18 protein-coding genes, 4 tRNA genes and 1 other RNA gene are annotated in these 18,895 nt (G+C 51.3%); 17 read left to right on the top strand and 6 right to left on the bottom strand.

Annotated features, from left to right (window positions below; translation table 11 throughout):
- The first annotated feature begins 4 nt into the window (after positions 1–4).
- From rffC to HA49_RS17045, 13 genes are all read left to right on the top strand, one after another.
- Positions 5–712: a dTDP-4-amino-4,6-dideoxy-D-galactose acyltransferase gene (rffC, locus tag HA49_RS17100; protein ID WP_038015763.1), complete on the top strand. Its 708-nt coding sequence runs from the start codon at positions 5–7 to the stop codon at positions 710–712.
- Positions 699–1,829, top strand: a complete 1,131-nt coding sequence (gene rffA, locus HA49_RS17095) for a dTDP-4-amino-4,6-dideoxygalactose transaminase (RefSeq protein WP_038015447.1) — start codon at positions 699–701, stop codon at positions 1,827–1,829. The genes rffC and rffA overlap by 14 nt, the downstream gene beginning before the upstream one ends.
- On the top strand, positions 1,829–3,076 hold the full coding sequence (wzxE, locus tag HA49_RS17090; RefSeq protein WP_038015445.1) for a lipid III flippase WzxE: 1,248 nt from the start codon (positions 1,829–1,831) through the stop codon (positions 3,074–3,076). Before rffA ends, wzxE begins: the two co-directional genes overlap by 1 nt.
- Positions 3,073–4,155 carry a TDP-N-acetylfucosamine:lipid II N-acetylfucosaminyltransferase gene (gene wecF, locus HA49_RS17085; protein WP_038015442.1) on the top strand — a complete coding sequence of 361 codons (1,083 nt, stop codon included), beginning with the start codon at positions 3,073–3,075 and terminating at the stop codon, positions 4,153–4,155. The genes wzxE and wecF overlap by 4 nt, the downstream gene beginning before the upstream one ends.
- A complete protein-coding gene (gene wzyE, locus HA49_RS17080) occupies positions 4,152–5,510 on the top strand; it encodes an ECA oligosaccharide polymerase (RefSeq protein WP_038015439.1) in 1,359 nt (452 codons plus the stop codon). The genes wecF and wzyE overlap by 4 nt, the downstream gene beginning before the upstream one ends.
- 20 nt (positions 5,511–5,530) lie before the next feature.
- Positions 5,531–6,271, top strand: coding sequence for a lipopolysaccharide N-acetylmannosaminouronosyltransferase (gene wecG / locus HA49_RS17075; RefSeq protein WP_038015437.1), 741 nt, complete (start codon positions 5,531–5,533; stop codon positions 6,269–6,271).
- A gap of 149 nt (positions 6,272–6,420) precedes the next feature.
- Positions 6,421–6,497: transfer RNA gene (locus tag HA49_RS17070), tRNA-Arg, on the top strand.
- 87 nt (positions 6,498–6,584) lie between these two features.
- A tRNA-His gene (locus HA49_RS17065) sits at positions 6,585–6,660 on the top strand.
- Between the two features lie 15 nt (positions 6,661–6,675).
- Positions 6,676–6,762: transfer RNA gene (locus HA49_RS17060), tRNA-Leu, on the top strand.
- A 29-nt stretch (positions 6,763–6,791) separates the two neighbouring features.
- A tRNA-Pro gene (locus HA49_RS17055) sits at positions 6,792–6,868 on the top strand.
- Between the two features lie 33 nt (positions 6,869–6,901).
- A non-coding RNA gene (locus HA49_RS21045) (RtT sRNA) lies at positions 6,902–7,016 on the top strand.
- Between the two features lie 261 nt (positions 7,017–7,277).
- Positions 7,278–7,649, top strand: a complete 372-nt coding sequence (locus HA49_RS17050; protein ID WP_038015435.1) for a tRNA-binding protein — start codon at positions 7,278–7,280, stop codon at positions 7,647–7,649.
- A 184-nt stretch (positions 7,650–7,833) separates the two neighbouring features.
- A complete protein-coding gene (locus HA49_RS17045) occupies positions 7,834–8,625 on the top strand; it encodes a nucleotidyltransferase domain-containing protein (protein WP_245610233.1) in 792 nt (263 codons plus the stop codon).
- Here HA49_RS17045 and HA49_RS17040 read toward each other — a convergent pair.
- The 5 genes from HA49_RS17040 to hemC form a co-directional block, all read right to left on the bottom strand.
- On the bottom strand, positions 8,587–9,126 hold the full coding sequence (locus tag HA49_RS17040; RefSeq protein WP_038015432.1) for an NADPH-dependent FMN reductase: 540 nt from the start codon (positions 9,124–9,126) through the stop codon (positions 8,587–8,589). The two genes, HA49_RS17045 and HA49_RS17040, sit on opposite strands and share 39 nt — an antisense overlap.
- Positions 9,127–9,692: 566 nt before the next feature.
- Complete coding sequence (hemY, locus tag HA49_RS17035) at positions 9,693–10,889, bottom strand: protoheme IX biogenesis protein HemY (RefSeq protein ID WP_038015429.1); 1,197 nt, start codon at positions 10,887–10,889, stop codon at positions 9,693–9,695.
- 2 nt (positions 10,890–10,891) lie between these two features.
- Positions 10,892–12,034, bottom strand: coding sequence for a uroporphyrinogen-III C-methyltransferase (gene hemX, locus HA49_RS17030; RefSeq protein WP_038015425.1), 1,143 nt, complete (start codon positions 12,032–12,034; stop codon positions 10,892–10,894).
- A gap of 25 nt (positions 12,035–12,059) precedes the next feature.
- On the bottom strand, positions 12,060–12,800 hold the full coding sequence (hemD, locus tag HA49_RS17025; RefSeq protein ID WP_038015424.1) for a uroporphyrinogen-III synthase: 741 nt from the start codon (positions 12,798–12,800) through the stop codon (positions 12,060–12,062).
- Positions 12,797–13,741 carry a hydroxymethylbilane synthase gene (gene hemC, locus HA49_RS17020; protein ID WP_038015421.1) on the bottom strand — a complete coding sequence of 315 codons (945 nt, stop codon included), beginning with the start codon at positions 13,739–13,741 and terminating at the stop codon, positions 12,797–12,799. The genes hemD and hemC overlap by 4 nt, the downstream gene beginning before the upstream one ends.
- A 308-nt stretch (positions 13,742–14,049) precedes the next feature.
- On the opposite strand from hemC, the gene HA49_RS17015 reads away from it, so the two are divergent.
- Positions 14,050–16,614, top strand: coding sequence for a class I adenylate cyclase (locus HA49_RS17015; protein WP_046791896.1), 2,565 nt, complete (start codon positions 14,050–14,052; stop codon positions 16,612–16,614).
- Positions 16,615–16,658: 44 nt separating this feature from the next.
- Here HA49_RS17015 and cyaY read toward each other — a convergent pair whose 3' ends face one another.
- Entirely contained in the window at positions 16,659–16,976 is a 318-nt protein-coding gene (gene cyaY, locus HA49_RS17010) for an iron donor protein CyaY (RefSeq protein ID WP_038015418.1), read from the bottom strand.
- Positions 16,977–17,155: 179 nt separating this feature from the next.
- On the opposite strand from cyaY, the gene lptM reads away from it, so the two are divergent.
- Genes lptM through HA49_RS16995 form a run of 3 tightly spaced genes read left to right on the top strand, consistent with a single transcriptional unit; the run spans position 17,156 to position 18,893 of the window.
- Positions 17,156–17,338, top strand: coding sequence for an LPS translocon maturation chaperone LptM (lptM, locus tag HA49_RS17005; protein ID WP_038015416.1), 183 nt, complete (start codon positions 17,156–17,158; stop codon positions 17,336–17,338).
- Between the two features lie 26 nt (positions 17,339–17,364).
- A complete protein-coding gene (gene dapF, locus HA49_RS17000) occupies positions 17,365–18,189 on the top strand; it encodes a diaminopimelate epimerase (protein WP_038015413.1) in 825 nt (274 codons plus the stop codon).
- A complete protein-coding gene (locus HA49_RS16995) occupies positions 18,186–18,893 on the top strand; it encodes a DUF484 domain-containing protein (protein WP_038015410.1) in 708 nt (235 codons plus the stop codon). Before dapF ends, HA49_RS16995 begins: the two co-directional genes overlap by 4 nt.
- Positions 18,894–18,895 lie beyond the last annotated feature (2 nt).

The following is an 18,895-nucleotide window of genomic DNA, read 5'->3' as shown; positions in this document are numbered from 1 at the left end:
TGAAATGCAAATAAATGGCAGTGTTGTGCCGCTCGAATGGGAATCAGAGTTTTTTGGTTATCCCATCGGCCGCCTGATTCCGGGCGGTACCCGGCCCTTACAGGTCGAAGAGTTGAATCGCTATCCTCTGTTGCAGGCCAGAATCGCAGCCGAAGACCATTCCGGGCTGACGATTGCTAATCAATTGGGTTTCCAGTTGGCAGAGGGTGAAGCGGGTCTGGTTCTGGCTATTCTGCAAACAGAGCGTCAACCCGGTATCCGTATTGCCCGTGAAAGCCAGATCCCGGAATTACGCCAGGCAGCATCACAAGCGTTTACTCAAAGCCGTTTCCGTACACCGTGGTTCAGTAGTGCCGATTGCCAGCGTTTTTATGCTCAATGGATAGAGAATGCCGTTACCGGACGATTTGATGACCAGTGCCTGGTGGCTTTTGGGGCCGGCGGAGAGTTGCAGGGATTTGTTTCGGTCCGCGAAGCAGGCGAAGATGCTCGTATCGGATTGCTGGCAGTGGTCCCGGAAGCCAGGGGGAAAGGTATTGGTCAGCGACTGTTGTATGCCGCTGCCGACTGGGGCAGAGTCAGACGTCTCCGGCATCTGCATATTACCACTCAGTTAAGTAACGTGGTGGCAATGCGTCTCTATCTGCGTAGTGGTGCACGGCTGGAAAATACTGCCTATTGGCTATACAGGAAAACAGATGATTCCCTTTAATTCACCTCCGGTCACCGGCAGCGAAATAGAATATATGCAGTCGGCGATGTCCAGCGGCAAGCTCAGTGGCGACGGTGGTTTCACTCGCCGCTGCCAGCAATGGATGGAACAGCGTTTTGGCAGCCATAAGGTGCTGTTGACCCCATCCTGCACCGCATCGCTGGAGATGGCCGCATTACTGATTGATATTGTGCCCGGCGATGAAGTGATTATGCCAAGTTACACCTTTGTCTCCACAGCCAATGCTTTCGTGTTGCGCGGGGCGAAAGTTGTCTTTGTTGATATTCGTCCGGATACCCTGAATATTGATGAGAGTCTGATTGAAGCGGCGATAACTGCTAAGACCCGTGCGGTGGTGGTGGTGCATTATGCCGGGGTCGCCTGTGAGATGGACAGTATTGTCAGCCTGTGTGAAAAGCACCATCTGTATCTGATAGAGGACGCAGCACAGGCAGTGATGTCTTCCTACAAAGGCAGGCCATTGGGGACCATTGGCCATATCGGTTGTTTCAGCTTTCATGAAACTAAAAACTATACTGCCGGCGGGGAAGGTGGTGCGACTCTGATCAATGATGCATCGCTGGTTGCCAGAGCGGAAATTATCCGTGAGAAGGGCACTAACCGTAGCCAGTTTTTCCGCGGACAGACCGATAAATATACCTGGCGTGATATGGGTTCCAGCTATCTGATGTCTGATTTACAGGCGGCTTACCTGTGGGCCCAACTGGAGGCTGCTGAACAGATAAATCAGCGGCGTCTGACACTCTGGAATCAGTATTACCAGGCATTATTACCGCTTGAACAACAGGGACGACTGCTACTGCCGTCGGTGCCTGAAAACTGTACCCACAATGCTCATATGTTTTATATCCGGCTGGCGAATAACTCCGTCCGTTCCCGTTTAATTGACTGGATGAAAGAAGCCGATATTTTAGCGGTATTCCATTATATTCCGCTGCACAGTTCCCCTGCCGGGCAACAGTACGGGCGTTTTCATGGTTCGGACCGTTTTACCACCGTAGAAAGTGAACGACTGCTGCGTTTACCGCTGTTTTATAATCTGTCTGATAATAATCAGAAAACGGTTATCGGCTCACTGATGAGCTTTCTGCACTAATGTCGCTGGCAAAAGCCTCCGTCTGGACCTCATTTTCTACGCTTATCAAAATCCTGGCCGGGCTGCTGGTCGTTAAGCTGCTGGCTGTCAGTTATGGCCCGGAGGGGATAGGTCTGGCGGGTAACTTTCGCCAAATGGTGACGGTGCTGGGCGTGCTGGCCGGCGCCGGGATATTTAACGGAGTGACACGTTATGTGGCTGAATATCAGGAGCAGCCCGCCAGACTGCAGGCTCTGACCGCGACATCATCGTCCATTATTATGGGTTCTTCACTTCTGTTGTGCATGGTATTCAGTCTGGCGGCGGCACCGATCAGCGAGCTACTGTTTGGCAGCGACCACTACCGGCAGGTGATTCGGATAGTGGCTTTTCTGCAAGCGGGTATTGCGTGGGCTAATTTGCTGCAGGCACAGCTTAAGGGGTACCGAAACGCGCGGGCCAATGCTCTGGTCGTCGCCGGAGGCAGCCTGCTCGGTGTGGCAGGGTATCTGCTCTGTTGGCTGGCGGGGGGCTACTCCGGGGCACTGGCCGGAATCGCTCTGGTGCCGGCTATCAGCCTGTTACCTGCAATTGCTCTGCTTAAGTCAGGTACGACCCTGCAATGGCGCTGGTTTATTCCGCAGTGGGATCCCGGGCTGGCCGCTTTGTTGTTCAGGTATACACTGATGGCATTGATGACTGCCATCACTCTTCCGGTGGCGTGGATTATTATGCGTAACCTGCTGGCAGCACATGCCGGCTGGCAACAGGTAGGATTGTGGCAGGGGGTAACTAGCATCTCAGATGCCTGGCTGCAATTTATTACCGCGACCTTTAGTGTCTGGCTGTTGCCGACTCTGGCTAAACAAAGTGATAAGCAGGCGACCGGACGCGTGATTTTTCGCGCGTTACGATTTGTCATGCCAGTGGTTGCCGGAGTGGCATTACTGGTCTGGTTGTTGCGGGATGTTGCTATCTGGCTGTTATTTACTGCGAAGTTCGCCGCAATGCGCGATCTGTTTGTCTGGCAACTGACCGGTGACTTTTTTAAGGTAGGTGCTTACGTATTTGGTTACCTGGTGATTGCCAAAGCCTCTTTACGTTTTTATTTGCTCACCGAGCTGAGCCAGTTTGTGTTGCTGCTTGCCAGTGCCAGTTGGCTGATTCCAGTGCACGGTGTTAGCGGGGCAGTGCAGGCCTATTGTCTGACTTATATGCTCTATTTTGCCCTCTGTGGGGCGGTGTTTATGTATTGGTACCGAAAATGACAAGCTTAATTCATCTGCTCGGATCGGATATTCCGCATCATAACCTGACGGTACTGCGTTTCTTTGACCAGCAGTTGTCGGTGCAGATACCCACCGCGAGTCGCCGAAAATTTATGGTGGTCGCTGAGGATGCTCAGTCAGTTGAGGAGTTCACTGCACTGGATGTGCAGGTATTCCCCGATAAAAAAAGCCTGGCAAAGGCGGTGGTGAGGCTGGCGAGCAACCGGCAACAACAATTTTTCTGCCATGGTCAGTTTAATCCCTGGCTGTGGCTGGCGTTAGTCAGGCGGAGAATTGCCCGCCATCAGTTACACTGGCATATCTGGGGGGCTGATTTGTATGAGGATTCCCGGCAGCTACGTTTTCGTCTGTTTTATCTGTTACGCCGTATGGCCCACAAGCGGATAGCCAGTGTCTGGGCGACCCGGGGAGATATCAGTCATTTCCGTCAGCGTGTGACTTCGGTACCGGCTTCATTGCTCTATTTTCCGACCCGTATGCCAACGTCTTCCCCGCCTGTCGCCATGACGACGAATGATCCACCTCTGACTATCTTGCTGGGAAATTCGGGAGACCCGACCAACCGTCATACAGAAGCACTGGCCGATATCCGGCAGCAGTTCGGTCAGCAGATACGGGTTATCGTGCCGATGGGGTATCCGACGGGTAATGAAGCCTATATTGCCCGGGTCAGGTCCGTGGCGGAACACTATTTTCCTGATGGCCAGGTGACATTGCTCACCGACACCCTGGATTTTCCGGCTTATCTGGCGTTACTGGATAGCTGTCGGTTAGGCTATTTTATTTTTAAACGCCAGCAGGGGATTGGCACGCTATGTCTGTTGATTGAGAAAAATATTCCATTTGTGGTCAGCCGTGACAATCCGTTCTGGCAGGATTTGACCGAACAGCAACTGCCGGTACTATTTCGCGGAGATGACCTGACGCTGGCGGCAATTAACGAAGCCCGGCGTCAGCTGACCGGTTGCGATAAAACAGCCATCGCGTTTCTTGCACCGGGCTATCTGGAAGGATGGCAGCAGATGCTGGCACAGCTGGAACAGGAGGTTGCATCATGAATTTATTACAGCTGTCCGGTCTCTCGGTCGTCTATCTCTGCTGCCTGGTCTTTGTGCTGGTACTGGCAGGGAAAGAGTTCCGCCGGGAACGGTTTAATTTCCATCTTTTCTTTACCCTGCTTTTTTTACTGACGTTTTATTTCGGCTTTCCGCTGACCTGTCTGTTGGTATTCTGTTTTGATACTCCGGTCGTTGCCCCCGAATATTTACTGGCTGCGCTGTTGTCGGCGACCGGTTTCTACGGGGTTTATTATCTGAGTTATAAGCTTAAATTTCGCCGCCCGGCAGTCGCCACCGCACCCCCGTTATTCAGTATGAACAGGGTTGAAACTCTGATTTTTTGCAGTCTGCTGGCGCTGATTGCTATTGGGACCGTCGGTGTATTTTTTATGCATAACGGGTTCCTGTTGTTTCGGTTGAGTTCCTATAGTCAGATATTCTCCAGCCAGGTTTCCGGAGTGGCACTGAAGCGGTTTTTCTACTTTTTTATCCCGGCAATGTTAATTGTCTATTTCCTCAAACCGACCCGTAAAAACTGGTTAATTTTCCTGGGTTATACGGTCAGTTTTGGATTGCTGACTTATCTGATCGTTGGCGGTACCCGGGCTAATATTATTATCGCGTTTGCGCTGTTTTTGTTTATTGGTATTACCCGCGGCTGGATTAATCTGACCATGCTGGTATCAGCGGGTGTGCTTTCGGTGGTCGGGATGTTCTGGCTGGCATTGCGCCGTTATAACCTGCAGGTCTCCGGCGATGAGGCGTTCCATACTTTTTTGTATCTCACGCGCGATACCTTTTCGCCTTGGGAAAACCTTGCCCTGCTGTTGAGCCATTATCACCGCATTGAGTTCCAGGGGCTGGCGCCCATGTGGCGGGATTTCTATGTATTTATTCCCTCCTGGCTGTGGCCTGGACGCCCTTCTGAGGTGTTGAACAGTGCCAATTACTTTACCTGGGATGTGTTGCATAACCATTCCGGACTGGCGATTTCACCGACACTGATTGGTTCGCTGGTGGTGATGGGGGGGGTATGGCTGCTGATACCCGGGGCGGTGCTGGTGGGATTCATCATCCGGGGCTTCGATTATATTTATCGCCGTGCGATGCAGGAGTCCAATCGTTACACCGCGGCAGTACTTAACAGTTTTTGTTTTGGCGCTATTTTCAACCTGATAGTTCTGGCACGGGAAGGGCTGGATGCCTTCGGGTCCAGAATTGTGTTCTTTAGTGTTATTTTTCTGTTCTGCCTGGTGATGGCTAAAGTGCTGTTCTGGTTGCTGGACAGTGTGGGTGTGATTCGGCAACGTGAACCCTCAGTGAAAGACACATTATTAACCTTTAAAAATCAATAACCGCTGGATTGTGGAAAGTGATGAATAAATACCCTGGTTCCCCTCCGTACCGGATTCGGGGGGTGTCGCTTTATGGATTCCGTTCAGTGAAACAGTTTGCTGATTTCCTGTTGCCACCGGATAAGCCCCGCAGAGGGATGCTGGTGGCGATAAATGCGGAAAAGATACTCTCGGCCGAAAAAGATCCGTTACTGCAGGACATTCTGTCTGAGGCCGAATTTAACTATGCTGACGGGATCAGTATCGTCCGTTCAGTCAGAAAAAAGTATCCTGGCAGTGATATCCAGAGAGTTGCCGGGGTCGATTTGTGGCAGGAACTCATGCAGCAGGCTGCAGAACGGCAGATACCGGTGTATCTGCTCGGTGGAAAGCCGGAAGTGTTACGACAAACCTGCGATAAATTACACCGGCTGTGGCCGCTTAACATCGCTGGCAGCCAGGACGGTTATTTTTCTGAGCAGCAGACAGAGGCTGTTATTCAGAATATTGCTGACAGTGGCGCTAAAATTGTTACGGTAGCGATGGGGTCACCGCGGCAGGAGCTCTTTATTCGCCGTTGCCGGGCAGTATATCCCGATGCCTTGTATATGGGAGTGGGAGGGACTTACGATGTTTTCTGTGGTGTCGTAAAGCGGGCTCCGGCAATCTGGCAGCAACTGGGTCTGGAGTGGCTATATCGCCTGATAAAACAACCCTCGCGCTGGCGACGGCAGTGGCAATTGCTGCGTTATCAAAAGTACCACTGGCGTGGCGATTTGTAGTGACGGAGATTATTCCGGTGCAAAAGTTGCTCAGTATGCTGGATCTTCAGTCAAACTGCGCAAACGATAAGCAAATGAATAATTTTATTAAAAAAGCACTAGACAGGATTAGCTCAACCCCGTAATATCCGCATCCGCAACGGCGCTAAGCGCCCGTAGCTCAGCTGGATAGAGCGCTGCCCTCCGGAGGCAGAGGTCTCAGGTTCGAATCCTGTCGGGCGCACCATTTTTGGTTAGCGTAAGAGCTGCGGTGATTTACCGCGAGAGTAGTAAAGGTGTTTTTAGCTACGTTGTAAGCAGTAAGAAAAATATGGTGGCTATAGCTCAGTTGGTAGAGCCCTGGATTGTGATTCCAGTTGTCGTGGGTTCGAGTCCCATTAGCCACCCCATTTTTTGCCGGATATGCGAAGGTGGCGGAATTGGTAGACGCGCTAGCTTCAGGTGTTAGTGTCTTAACGGACGTGAGGGTTCAAGTCCCTCTCTTCGCACCAGGTAAAAGATGCAGAGGTAAGCAGTATTTCGGCGAGTAGCGCAGCTTGGTAGCGCAACTGGTTTGGGACCAGTGGGTCGGAGGTTCGAATCCTCTCTCGCCGACCAATTTTGAAGAAACCCGCTTTTAGCGGGTTTTTTTACGTCCGGAGTTTAAAGAGGATGAGAACCTCCGAAGGAGGTTTGAGCCGGGCGTCAGCGAGACAACGTTGCTTCAGCAACGGTCCGCAGGGGCATCATCCTCTCCCGCCGACCAATTTTGAAGAAACCCGCTAAATGGACTGACCTCATAAAGTTAGCCATCAGAAAAAAACATAATATTCAGATACTGCCTGAAACCGCACAAGCGGGTGTTTTTTGACGCTATTCTTGTTATAAGTGTGAATACCTAAACACAGCAAAACTACTGCCAGTGAACGGGGCTGTAGTCATTATTTTCCGAACCTCTCCCCTGATTTCGGTCTGCTAACGAGGCCTGGCAAGGTTTTTATTCACCAGATAACAGGATGATATAGTTATGCACCTGAATCACCCGCACGATGCTGTGCCTGCCGATACTATAGATTTTAGCCAGTTTTTAGCGGTGGATATCCGCATCGGCACTATCCTTTCTGCTGAAGCCTTTCCCGAAGCGCGCAAACCGGCCTACAAACTGACTATCGACTTTGGCCCCGGGGTCGGGGTAAAGCGCTCGAGTGCACAAATCACAAAACATTATCAGTTACAGGAACTGGCTGGCCGACGTGTCGCAGCGGTGGTCAATTTTCCACCGCGGCAGATAGGCAAGTTTATGTCCGAGGTCCTGACCTTAGGATTTTCTGATGCAGAAGGCGAAGTGGTATTGTTTGCACCTGATAAATATGTCCCTGACGGAAGCCGGCTTTTCTGAATAATGAGTCACTCATTTTGGGGACTTCTCCGTTAAGTCAGAGTTTGTTATCTGCTTGAGGCACCGTGGGTATTACCTGAATATATTCAGGATCTGAAATACCGATAAGTAAAATGACGGAGCGATGATGTCCGTGGATCTCAATGGGTTTATTAGTATCCCGCCGCCAGGCAGAATACAGCCGATGTTTACTACGATAGTGTCTGATGTGATTAGCCGGCTGAGCAGTCAATTCCCAACGCTTATCCATAGTATCTATGTTTATGGCAGCGTTGCGCAGGGAAAAGCATTACCAGGCCGGTCAGATCTCGACTTAACGGTGATTTTCAGAACTCAGCCGGATGCAGCCGCGTTGCAGCAGCTTGAGGCGCTTCAGGTCACTCTGGAAAGTACTCATCCCGAGGTGAGTAAAATCGATTTTGATTGCGGTGCACTGGTTGAGGTACTGAAATACGCAAACCGTCTGAGCTGGGGATACTGGCTGAAACACCATTGTGTCTGCGTGTACGGTGACAATTTAAGTCTGCGTTTCGGGCTGTTTAGGCCTTCTCCGGCCATTGCTCAGGCGGTTAATGGTGACTTTATGGCCGTCATACACAGACTGACTTGTCAGATTCAGGAAACGGACCAGCCAGTTCGTCAGAGGCAATGGCTGAGAGCTGCGGCCAGAAAAGCCATCCGGTCGACCAGCATTCTCCGCGGTCCGGAAGATACTGACTGGCCGGATACTCTGCAGCAACATGCAGAAAAGTTTATGACTCGTTATCCACAACACTCCGCAACTATCCTGAGGTTACTGGATCTCTGTACCGTCTTTGACGGAGATATCCGCCAGGACTGTGAAACTGTCCTGGCATTCGCCCGCTGGCTGGAGCAGGAGTCCGCTGGCAGGATATCCCGCTGTTCTGATAAAGAAAACCATGCTCCTAAAATACCCTCAGGCAGAGTGGAGCACTCCGGAAATATTCAGCCATAGCTGCTGTAACCGTGGGCTGATGTGTGGATGATCGATTAACTGTTGTTCTGTGATATCAGGTAATACATAACGGCAATCCAGTGATGCCGAAGGGCTACAGTTCTCTGAAACCACTCCCCCCATCACGGTGATAATTTCCTGTAAATGTCCCTGCGCAAGGTCAGTACGAGGCGAGAGGTTTGGCAGGGCAACGGGTTTGTCGAGAAATTCCCCACTGCTCACCAGCCAGTCGAGGGAGTTTTTGAACGCCCCACTAATCCCGTGTGCGTATTCAGGGCTGACGATTAAAAATAAATCTGCCTGCCGTAATTCCTGTCGCCACCGGGTGACTATTTCCGGTGGGGCATCTTCCAGATCAGGATTAAACAGCGGAAGTTTTCCAGGCAATGAACTGATTTCAAAACAGATACCTTGCGGACAGATCAAGGCCATAGCACGCAGGAAAAGGCTGTTAAGTGAACTGTTGCGTAAACTTCCGGAAATACCGATAACTTTAAACATGCAGTAGTCTCTGCAAAACAGGGCTCCAGCTCACCGCGCGGGCCCGAAGGAAAGTCAGCCAACAGCATACTGATCTATAACTGTCGCTGTAAAGGCACAGTTCTCATAGCGGATTGTCGCCAAATGAAGACATTTATCCTTTTGAAACTTATAAGCTATTCAAATGAGGGGGGAGGTTGTCGCCAGGGGGTGACGAATCTTCGACAGTTCTGGTATTTTGAATACGCTCAGCTTTGCGCTGAATGTTTATTTATATGATTAAATTCAGTGAGATACATTTTTTATTTTTTTAAAAGATATTCTGGCACTGATCATGCAATAGTGAAGTTGTAGATGCTCATTCTGCTTTTTTATGTCTGCCGCTGGCAACATAATCCCTGGAATGATGCAGAGCCCTTTACCGATACCTGTTATCTGCCATCTCACAAATTATTGATGAGAGCTTCAGATATTACGTTGAGTCTGGTATCAGCTGTTGTCTGTCGACCTGATTTTACACCTGCCTGGTTGCAGGTGTTTTTTTTGCAAAGAAAAGCGCCTGTCAAAGGCGCTTTCTTTTGTAAGAGCTACTGTTCCGGATTTTGTTTTAGTGTCAACAACAGGCCCTCACGTCGCATGCGGGCAGCTTCTTCCGGGCGGCCAATTTTGTCATAACAATCGGCCAGCCAGGCATAGTCAAAACCATCCGGACGCTGTTTCAGGGCCTGGGAGAAGGCATCGGCAGCCTGCTGCCATTCGGCCTGACGCATCAGCATCTGTCCCAGGGTACTGTTCAGCAACGGAGTGGCACCATGTTGTTTAATCTGCTGACGTAATGCTTTTTCCAAAGGCTCAGGCTGCGGACTATTAATCCTGGGCAGTAGCAGAATCAGGCGTTCGTCATACTGACGCTTCAGTCCGGTCAGCACAATTTCCTGGGCCATCATTGGGTCATTACACTCGATCAGATGGTTTGCCATCGCCACCTGCAGGGAAATATCCTGGCGGGTTTTACGGCTCTGGTTCTTCCACCACTGTTTAAGCCCTTCGCTGCCTTGTTCTGCCATTGCCTGATTCATCATGCCAAGCCAGGCCCGCTCACGTAAATCCTGTAAATGCTGTTCGTTACCGGTTTGTGCCTTCTCCATGGATGGCAGAATATCCAGTAATGCTCGCCAGGCTCCGGTATTGAGATAAGCCTGTTCAGCCAGACGCAGGACTTCAGGATGGCGCGGTGCGACCTCCAACAGCCGGTCGAGGCAGTGTCGGGCTGCATGATCTTCATGGCGAGCCAGCAGGATACGGGCACGGGTTATTTCTACCGGAATCTGGTTATCGGTGCTCACTTCGGCTGCACGTTCCAGATGCTGGTTAGCTCTGACCTCATCACCGCGTTGCTGGGCGGCTTCGGCGGCCAGCAGATAATTCGCCAGCGGGTCTGTTGCATGATCAGCATCACGGGACAGCAGTTTCTCAACCTGTTTATGATCACCTTCCGCCAGTTTGATCAGCGCATCACGTGTATGGCGCTGTGCACGGCGACGTTTACGACCACTGAACCAACCGCGGGTCCGGATTCCGGTACGCAGCACCCGGCGCAGTAACCATTCCACAGCCAGAATCACCAGCAATGCGACAATAAGGATGATCACAAGCCCGGTAACGCTGGTTTCAATATTCCAGTTATCAGTCTGAATCAGGACATATCCCTGATGGCCGGCGAGCATAGGGCCCAGAACGATCCCTGCCAGCAGCAGCAAAAAAACAATCAGGACTTTTAGCATTATCAGCCTCCCTGCTTGCCGGAGGCCGGCTCAGGGGCTGGTGACGGCTGACTGAGCAGACCACGCACCCGGGTTTGCATTAGCTTATCCAGCAATGGCTGGCTGGAAAGAGAGTCCGGGACATCCATGGCAATGGTTTGCTGTTCCAGAGTATCAATCTGAGCCAGAAAGGCTTTGGTAGCCGGATCGCTGGTGTCATACCAGGCACGTACCCAGGTGGAGACGGATTCCAGCGATTGTTTATAAATTTCCTGCTGATGACGGGGAACGGCCTGCGCGGCAATCAACAATGAAGAACGGATATTTTCCCGCAGATAAATATCCTGATTCGGTGCCAGCAGTGGCTGTGCGGTATTATCACGACGACGGATAGTAATAAAGTTATCCATGAAATCATGCCAGCTTTTAACCAGGTTTTCGCGCCAGTGGGCCAGCGAGCCGGAGAGTTCATTGCTGTCCTCGTCCATCGGATTGCTGTGGTCTTCATTATCTGCCAGACGCAGATTATCGACACCGTTAGCCAGCTGGTTAAGCTGCAGAATAATACCATCGTAGTCCACCTGACTGACGGCAGCTAACGAACTGATATCCTGAGTCAGTGCCCGCCGGACATTCAGGACACTGGGATCATTCATCTCTGCCAGGCTGCCATCGGCGCTTTTCAGCAATGCCGCCGCAGTGGTGGCATCCTGATCACTCCACAGTTTACGCCCGGCCAGTTTTACCAGGTAATCGGCCTGAGCGATCAGCCAGTTGTTGCTGTCGTTACCGGTCAGCGCAGTTACTTTTTCCTGCAGGGTATCCAGTGCTTTGCTGGTCGTTTCCTGCCGCAATTTCGCATCCTGAAGCGCCTGGTTGGCAGCTGACAGCTGTTCTGTCAGCTGTTGCTGAGCATTCCCGGACTGCTGCTGTAATGTATTCAGTTTGTCATTCAGTGCCGACAGCGACTGCGCATCAGCACTCTGTTGCTGTTTAATATACCAATAGCTTCCGGCACCGGTCGCCAGAGCAATGATAATGGCCACAATGGCTAAAGGGGTTCCGCTATTCCTTGCTGTTGAAGTTTTATCCTCCGTGCCGGGAGTCAGTTGCTCTTCCGGCGGAGTCACTTCAGGTATGGCGGAGGGGTCTTTGTGTTCCGTCATGTTGGCTCATCCCATTTTAGTAAGTTCAGTGTAACGCACGTAACAACGCATCGTTATCCGCACCATCAGCTACTGTCACTGAATGCCAGCCTAATTCACTGGCCAGAGTAGCTAAACGTTCACTGACGACAACCAGCCGGCAGTGCAATAGCCATTCCCTGCGGTCAATTGCCGGAAACAGCGAATATAAAAGTTTTAGCATTTCGCCACTGGTCACGACCAGGGTAGTGATACCTTGCCTGCGCCAGCGAACAGCTTGTTCTGCACCCTGATACTGACAGGGAATGCGCTGATAACACTCACATAATTCTACCCGGGCACCACGTTGCTGCAATGTTTCGGCCAATAGTTCCCGGCCACCATTACCACGTAATATTAATATCTGTTTACCACTCACATCTTTGAGCGAAGGCAGATTAAGCAATGTTTCACTGGTGGCACAGTGTTCAGGGTAGTTCACAGTTTGCTGACAAGCCATATGTAAATCTAATGCTGTCCGGCGCCCTATAGCATAATAGTCGACACTGGCCGGCCATGCAGTATTGGTTTGCATCAATGCCGGAATCGCAAAATGGACTGCCTGATGTGATACGGCAAATACCATATCTTTGGGTTGCAAAGCTGACAGGCGCTGAGCCAGTGACGCCAGGTCTTTACCTGGCGTATATTCAATCAGCGGAAAACTCCAGGCATGTTTGCCTGTCTGGCGTAGTCTGGCAACCAGCTCTGACGCTGAGGGCTCCGGCCTGGTGACCAGAATGGTCATACCGGAGGCTGCCCCTGATAGACTTCACGCAGAATGTCGCCGGCACCTTTTTCCAGAAGTTCTTCTGCCAGAGCAATACCCAGTTGCTCGGCCTGATCGCGATGACCGCGGCGTTCAGCACTGATCATTTGCGAACCATCCGGTGTGCCCACCAGGCCGCGCAACCATAACTGGTCATCCCCCTGCAGTAATGCGTAACTGCCAATCGGTACCTGACAGCCGCCTTCCAGACGAGTATTCATCGCGCGTTCAGCACGGACGCAGCTTTCGGTATCGTGATGATTCAGTGCCTGTAACAGGGTTATCAGTGCCGTATCATCGGTACGGCATTCGATACCGACCGCTCCCTGTCCTACAGCAGGCAGCGACACTTCGGCAGGAAGGGTGCTACGGATACGGGATTCCAGGCCCAGGCGCTTCAGTCCGGCGGCAGCCAGGATAATGGCATCATATTCACCGGCATCGAGTTTGGAGAGGCGGGTTCCGACATTCCCCCGTAAAGAACGAATGACCAGGTCAGGACGACGGGCGCTAATCTGACACTGCCGGCGCAGGCTGGATGTGCCTACGACAGCACCTTCCGGTAATTCGTCCAGGGACGCGTACTTCCCGGAAACAAATGCATCCAGGGGATCGGCACGCTGGCAAATAGTCACCAGGCCCAGCCCTTCAGGGAAGGCCACCGGCACATCTTTCATTGAATGCACAGCAAGATCGGCCCGATTTTCCAGCATGGCCAGTTCCAGCTCTTTGACAAACAATCCCTTGCCGCCCACTTTTGACAGCGGAGTATCCAGCAGTACATCACCTTTAGTCACCATCGGGACCAGTTCAACCTGTACCCCGGGATGGGCTGACATTAATTGTTCCTGAACATAATGCGCCTGCCAGAGAGCAAGTGGGCTTTGTCGGGTGGCGATGCGGATAATTTTATCAGACATGTGTTTAACCGTTTTAATCGTTTGTTAATCATCCTATCATTTAAACAGCAAATGTGGCAGGCTTCGGCGATGAAATCCATGCAACGGTTATGGGATTGCTCCTTATGCAGAGGGGTTCTCCGCACCGAATATTAAGATTTCAGTTTGAAAGGTGATAAAATAATCGCCGGAGTCATTGTGTTTAGCCAGTACAGGAAGAGAGGCTAACCACCCGCATCTCCCTGGCCGGGTCAACACCAGGCACGGGAACATCAAGGGAGCCGTGGGAGCGACAGTGCTTAATTACCGGAAAAAACAGGCAAAACGTCTTGTACCTTTATATTGAGACTCTGAAACAGAGACTGGATGCCATTAATCAACTACGGGTTGATCGGGCAATGGCGGCGATGGGGCCTGCCTTCAGGCAGGTGTACAGCCTGCTGCCGGTATTTCTACAGTATCATCATCCCATGCTGCCAGGTTATCTTGACGGTAATGTGCCCCACGGCATTAGTTTTTTCACGCCTGTCGAAAACCAGCAGGAAATGCTGGATAAACTCTGTCATTCCCCTGTGAAACTGCCGGCGGTTTCTCCCGGCGAAGCCCCGATTACCGGGGTCTATTCTATGGGCAGTACCTCTTCCGTTGGACAAAACAGTGTTTCAGACCTGGATATCTGGGTCTGTCATCAGTCGTGGCTGGATAACGACGAACGGCAAAAATTGCAGCAAAAATGTCATTTGTTGCGGCAGTGGTGTTTGTCCCTGGGGATTGAAGTCAGTTTCTTCCTGATCGATGAAAACCGTTTCCGGCATAATGAAAGCGGCAATCTGGGCACTGAAGATTGCGGAAGTACCCAGCATATTTTGTTGCTGGATGAATTTTATCGCTCGGCCGTAAGGATGGCGGGTAAGCGTATTCTGTGGAATATGGTGCCGGGTGAAGAAGAAGGACATTACGACGATTATGTGATGTCTCTGTATGCCGGTGGTGCTTTGACGCCGAACGAATGGCTGGACCTGGGGGGACTTGGTACCCTGTCTGCTGAAGAGTATTTCGGTGCCAGTCTGTGGCAGTTGTATAAGAGTATCGATTCTCCGTATAAAGCCGTGCTGAAAACTCTGCTGCTTGAAGCCTATACCCGCGAGTATCCGAATACCCGGCTGTTAGCGATGGATATTAAGCAGCGTTTGCATGATGGTGAGATTGTCAGCTTTGGGCTGGATCCCTACTGCATGATGCTCGAAAAAGTGACCCACTACTTGCAGGACATTGATGACCCGGCCCGGCTGGACCTTGTCCGGCGTTGCTTCTATCTGAAAGCCTGTGAAAAACTGACCGAAGAACGCCCTCAGGTCCGTTCACAATGGCGGAGGGAGATTTTGAGCCAACTGGTCAAAGAGTGGGGCTGGGACGCTCAGCGACTGGAAATGCTGGACAGTCGCGCCAGCTGGAAGATTGAACAGGTTCGTGAAGCGCATAACGAGTTACTGGACGCGATGATGCAAAGCTATCGTAACCTGATCCGTTTTGCGCGCCGGAATAATTTAAGTGTCAGTGCCAGCCCGCAGGATATCGGGGTATTGACCCGTAAGCTGTATGCGGCTTTTGAAGCGTTGCCAGGGAAAGTTATTCTGGTTAATCCGCAGATTTCGCCCGATCTGTCCGAAGAACATCTGACGTTTATTCATGTCCCGGAAGGCAGGGCCAATCGTCCGGGTTGGTACCTGTACAATAAGTCTCCGGATATGGATTCCATTATCAGCAACCAGCCACTGGAATATAACCGCTACCTGATCAAGTTGGTGGCGTGGGCCTGGTTTAACGGTTTACTGACCGATAAAACACTGCTGCATATCAAAGGCAATGGGGGTTGTGATGCCCAACGGTTGCAGGAAGTGGTCAACGATGTGTCTCATCACTTTCCTCTGCGGGTCCCGGCTCCGACACCGAAAGCTCTCTACAGCCCATGCGAAATCCGCCACCTGGCAATCCTGGTGAATCTGGAAGATGACCCAACGGCTGAGTTCCGTAATCAGGTCGTACACTTTGATTTCCGTAAACTGGATGTGTTTAGTTTCGGGCAACAGCAACGTTGTCTGATCGGCAGTATCGATTTGCTGTACCGTAATTCATGGAACGAAGTACGAACCCTGCATTTCAGTGGTGAGCAATCGATGATTGAAGCGCTGAAAACCATCCTGGGTAAGATGCATCAGGATGCTTTGCCCCCGGATGCCGTCGAAGTATTCTGCTATAGCCAGCATTTACGTGGACTGATACGTACCCGTGTTCAGCAGCTGGTTTCGGAATGTATCGATATACGTTTATCCAGTACCCGGCAGGAACCGGGCCGTTTTAAAGCTCTGCGTCTGGCCGGAGATACCTGGGGGGTGTTCTTCGAACGGATGAGTGTTTCGGTGCAGAAACTGGAAAATGCGGTGGAATTTTATGGCGCAATTTCTAATAACAAACTGCACGGTCTGTCGATTAAAGTCGATTCACAACAGGTCGATCTCCCGCCAGTGGTTAACAGCTACGCCAGTGAAGGTATCATTCAGTTCTTCTTCGAGAATAATCCCTCATCTGAATCTGATGATTTCAGTATTTATATTCTGGATGAGAATAATCGGGTGGAAGTTTACCGTCATTGTGAAGGTAGCAGGGAAGAGCTGGTCCGGGATGTCAGCCGTTTTTACTCCTCTTCACATGACCGCTTTACCTACGGTTCCAGTTTCGTCAACTTTAACCTGCCACAGTTTTATCAGTTGGTGACCGAACACGGGAAAAGTAAGGTGTTGCCTTTCCGTTCTGTTTCACATGATGAAGTGGCAGAAGACGTGTCGCCGCAACTCAGCCGCGATGTGCTGCCGCGTTCCCGCAGCCTGTTCTGATATATTCCGGTTGCGGAACAAGCTCCGCAGCCGGACAGGGTCGGTCAGAAACTGAATTTCTCGCCAGACTGAGTGGTACAGGCTTCTGCCAGCAACACCCAGAAATCACCGCCGGTGCGATCACACACCCAGCGTGGTGCCTGATAACTGAAATGATAGCCGCCGGCTTTGGTCGCCAGCCAGACCTGATGCATCGGTTCCTGACGGTTAATCACAATTTTGCTGCCGTTTTCAAAGCTCAGGGTCATCACGCTGCCATGAGTTTCATAATCGATATCGGCATCACCGTCATGCTCATCCAGGCGTTCTTCTACCGCCCGTAGCAATTGGTCAGCCAGTTGGTGGAATTCACTGTCGTTCATCATAGCTCCCATGTTTTTGGCAAAGTATAGCGCGCTGATATTGTTTGCCAATCTTTGTCTGAGCGGTCTGACCTGAGATATTGAACCGGTTATGCGAATTCAGGGATTTTCTGTTGCTTTTCCTTGTTCAACTGCGATGATAAGTGAATGAGATAAAGCACAGAATGAGTGTAACCTAAATGAAGAAAATGGTCGGCTGGCTGGCGATAATTGTAATTCCGGCAGCGTTAACGGGATGCGGGCTGAAGGGGCCGCTTTACTTTCCTAATAGTGAAACTACCAAGAAAGAGCGGCAGCAAGAAACTGCGACTAAACCCTGGAAAGATGACACCACAGCACCAGCAGGCACTGTGTCACCGTAATTAACCGGTTACCGGCGGAGCAAAAAATGCAGTTTTCTAAAATGCACGGTCTCGGCAATGATTTTATGGTCGTTGACGCGGTGACTCAGAATGTTTTCTTCTCGTCGGAGCTCATTCGCAGGCTGTCAGACAGACATCTTGGCGTCGGGTTCGATCAACTATTGATAGTTGAGCCGCCCTATGATCCGGAGCTGGATTTTCACTACCGTATTTTTAATGCGGATGGCAGCGAAGTTGCACAGTGCGGCAATGGGGCCCGTTGTTTTGCGCGTTTCGTTCGCCTGAAAGGGCTGACGAATAAAAGCGATATTCGCGTCAGTACCCAAACCGGCAGAATGACGCTCAGTGTCACGAATGATGAGCTGGTACGGGTCAATATGGGGGAGCCAGACTTTGAACCTGGCAATGTACCGTTCCGCGCCAATAAAGCTGAGAATCTCTATCTGATGCGCCTTGCTGAACAAACGGTAATGTTTGGGGTGGTATCCATGGGTAATCCCCATTGTGTCATTCAGGTGGAGAGTGTGAAAACTGCCGCCGTGGAACTGGTAGGGCCGCAGATGGAAAGCCATGAGCGATTTCCTGAACGGGTGAATGTTGGTTTTATGGAAGTGGTATCAGAATCGCATATCCGTCTGCGGGTCTACGAACGCGGTGCCGGTGAAACCCAGGCCTGTGGTAGCGGAGCCTGTGCAGCAGTTGCCAGCGGAATTCAGCAAGGGTTACTCGGTGACAAAGTGCGGGTAGATTTACCGGGCGGCAGCCTGCAGATTGCCTGGGGCGGCCCGGGAACACCACTGTATATGACCGGTCCTGCGACTCATGTTTACGACGGATTTATTCATTTATGAAACCAGACGAAGACCCGGAATTACTGAATCTTGTGGCTCCTGATGATCAGTCGGTCAGTGATTATCTGCGGCAGAACCCTGATTTTTTTATCCGTAATGCCAGACAGGTTGAACAAATGCAGGTTCCGCACCCGGTACGAGGGACTACCTCACTGGTGGAATGGCATATGGCTCGCCAGCGTAACCATATTCAACGGCTGGAAGAAGAAATCACCTTATTGATGGAGCAGGCCACGGCTAATCAGCAATTGTTTGGGCAATTGCTTTCGTTGCAGTCTCATCTGGCCTGTGCTGATAGCCTGCAGGAGATGCTCAACCGGCTGCACCGCTGGGCCAGAGATCTGGGGCTGGCCGGAGCGACCGTCAGGCTGTTTAACGAACAGTGGCAAATTGGTGCGCCTTCAGACTTTACCCGGCTGGGGCTGTCCCGGCAGGCATTTGATGCGCTGCGTATTCAGCGGCTCGGTCGGCGGCAACATTATCTCGGCCCCCTGAATGGTCCGGAGTTGCTGTTATTGCTGCCGGAGGCAAAAGCGATTGGTTCGGTGGCCATGTCTCTTATGGGGGATACTGAGGATGTCGGGGTGCTGATTTTCAGCAGCCGCGATAAGCAGCATTATCATCCGGGGATGGGCACCGAATTACTGCAATATCTGGCAGGGATGTTACCAGCTCTGCTCTCGCGCTGGATTAGCCGCAGATGAAC

The sequence above is a fragment of the Tatumella morbirosei genome (genome assembly GCF_000757425.2).
Lineage (GTDB): Bacteria > Pseudomonadota > Gammaproteobacteria > Enterobacterales > Enterobacteriaceae > Tatumella > Tatumella morbirosei.
The sequence above is the reverse complement of the archived record's forward strand: the minus strand, read 5'-3'. Positions and strand labels throughout refer to the sequence as shown.

Coding starts and splice junctions, on each gene's coding strand:
- rffC (WP_038015763.1), top strand. CDS start 5: ATGCAAATAAATGGCAGTGTTGTGCCGCTCGAATGGGAATCAGAGTTT.
- rffA (WP_038015447.1), top strand. CDS start 699: ATGATTCCCTTTAATTCACCTCCGGTCACCGGCAGCGAAATAGAATAT.
- wzxE (WP_038015445.1), top strand. CDS start 1,829: ATGTCGCTGGCAAAAGCCTCCGTCTGGACCTCATTTTCTACGCTTATC.
- wecF (WP_038015442.1), top strand. CDS start 3,073: ATGACAAGCTTAATTCATCTGCTCGGATCGGATATTCCGCATCATAAC.
- wzyE (WP_038015439.1), top strand. CDS start 4,152: ATGAATTTATTACAGCTGTCCGGTCTCTCGGTCGTCTATCTCTGCTGC.
- wecG (WP_038015437.1), top strand. CDS start 5,531: ATGAATAAATACCCTGGTTCCCCTCCGTACCGGATTCGGGGGGTGTCG.
- HA49_RS17050 (WP_038015435.1), top strand. CDS start 7,278: ATGCACCTGAATCACCCGCACGATGCTGTGCCTGCCGATACTATAGAT.
- HA49_RS17045 (WP_245610233.1), top strand. CDS start 7,834: ATGTTTACTACGATAGTGTCTGATGTGATTAGCCGGCTGAGCAGTCAA.
- HA49_RS17040 (WP_038015432.1), bottom strand. CDS start 9,126: ATGTTTAAAGTTATCGGTATTTCCGGAAGTTTACGCAACAGTTCACTT.
- hemY (WP_038015429.1), bottom strand. CDS start 10,889: ATGCTAAAAGTCCTGATTGTTTTTTTGCTGCTGCTGGCAGGGATCGTT.
- hemX (WP_038015425.1), bottom strand. CDS start 12,034: ATGACGGAACACAAAGACCCCTCCGCCATACCTGAAGTGACTCCGCCG.
- hemD (WP_038015424.1), bottom strand. CDS start 12,800: ATGACCATTCTGGTCACCAGGCCGGAGCCCTCAGCGTCAGAGCTGGTT.
- hemC (WP_038015421.1), bottom strand. CDS start 13,741: ATGTCTGATAAAATTATCCGCATCGCCACCCGACAAAGCCCACTTGCT.
- cyaY (WP_038015418.1), bottom strand. CDS start 16,976: ATGAACGACAGTGAATTCCACCAACTGGCTGACCAATTGCTACGGGCG.
- lptM (WP_038015416.1), top strand. CDS start 17,156: ATGAAGAAAATGGTCGGCTGGCTGGCGATAATTGTAATTCCGGCAGCG.
- dapF (WP_038015413.1), top strand. CDS start 17,365: ATGCAGTTTTCTAAAATGCACGGTCTCGGCAATGATTTTATGGTCGTT.
- HA49_RS16995 (WP_038015410.1), top strand. CDS start 18,186: ATGAAACCAGACGAAGACCCGGAATTACTGAATCTTGTGGCTCCTGAT.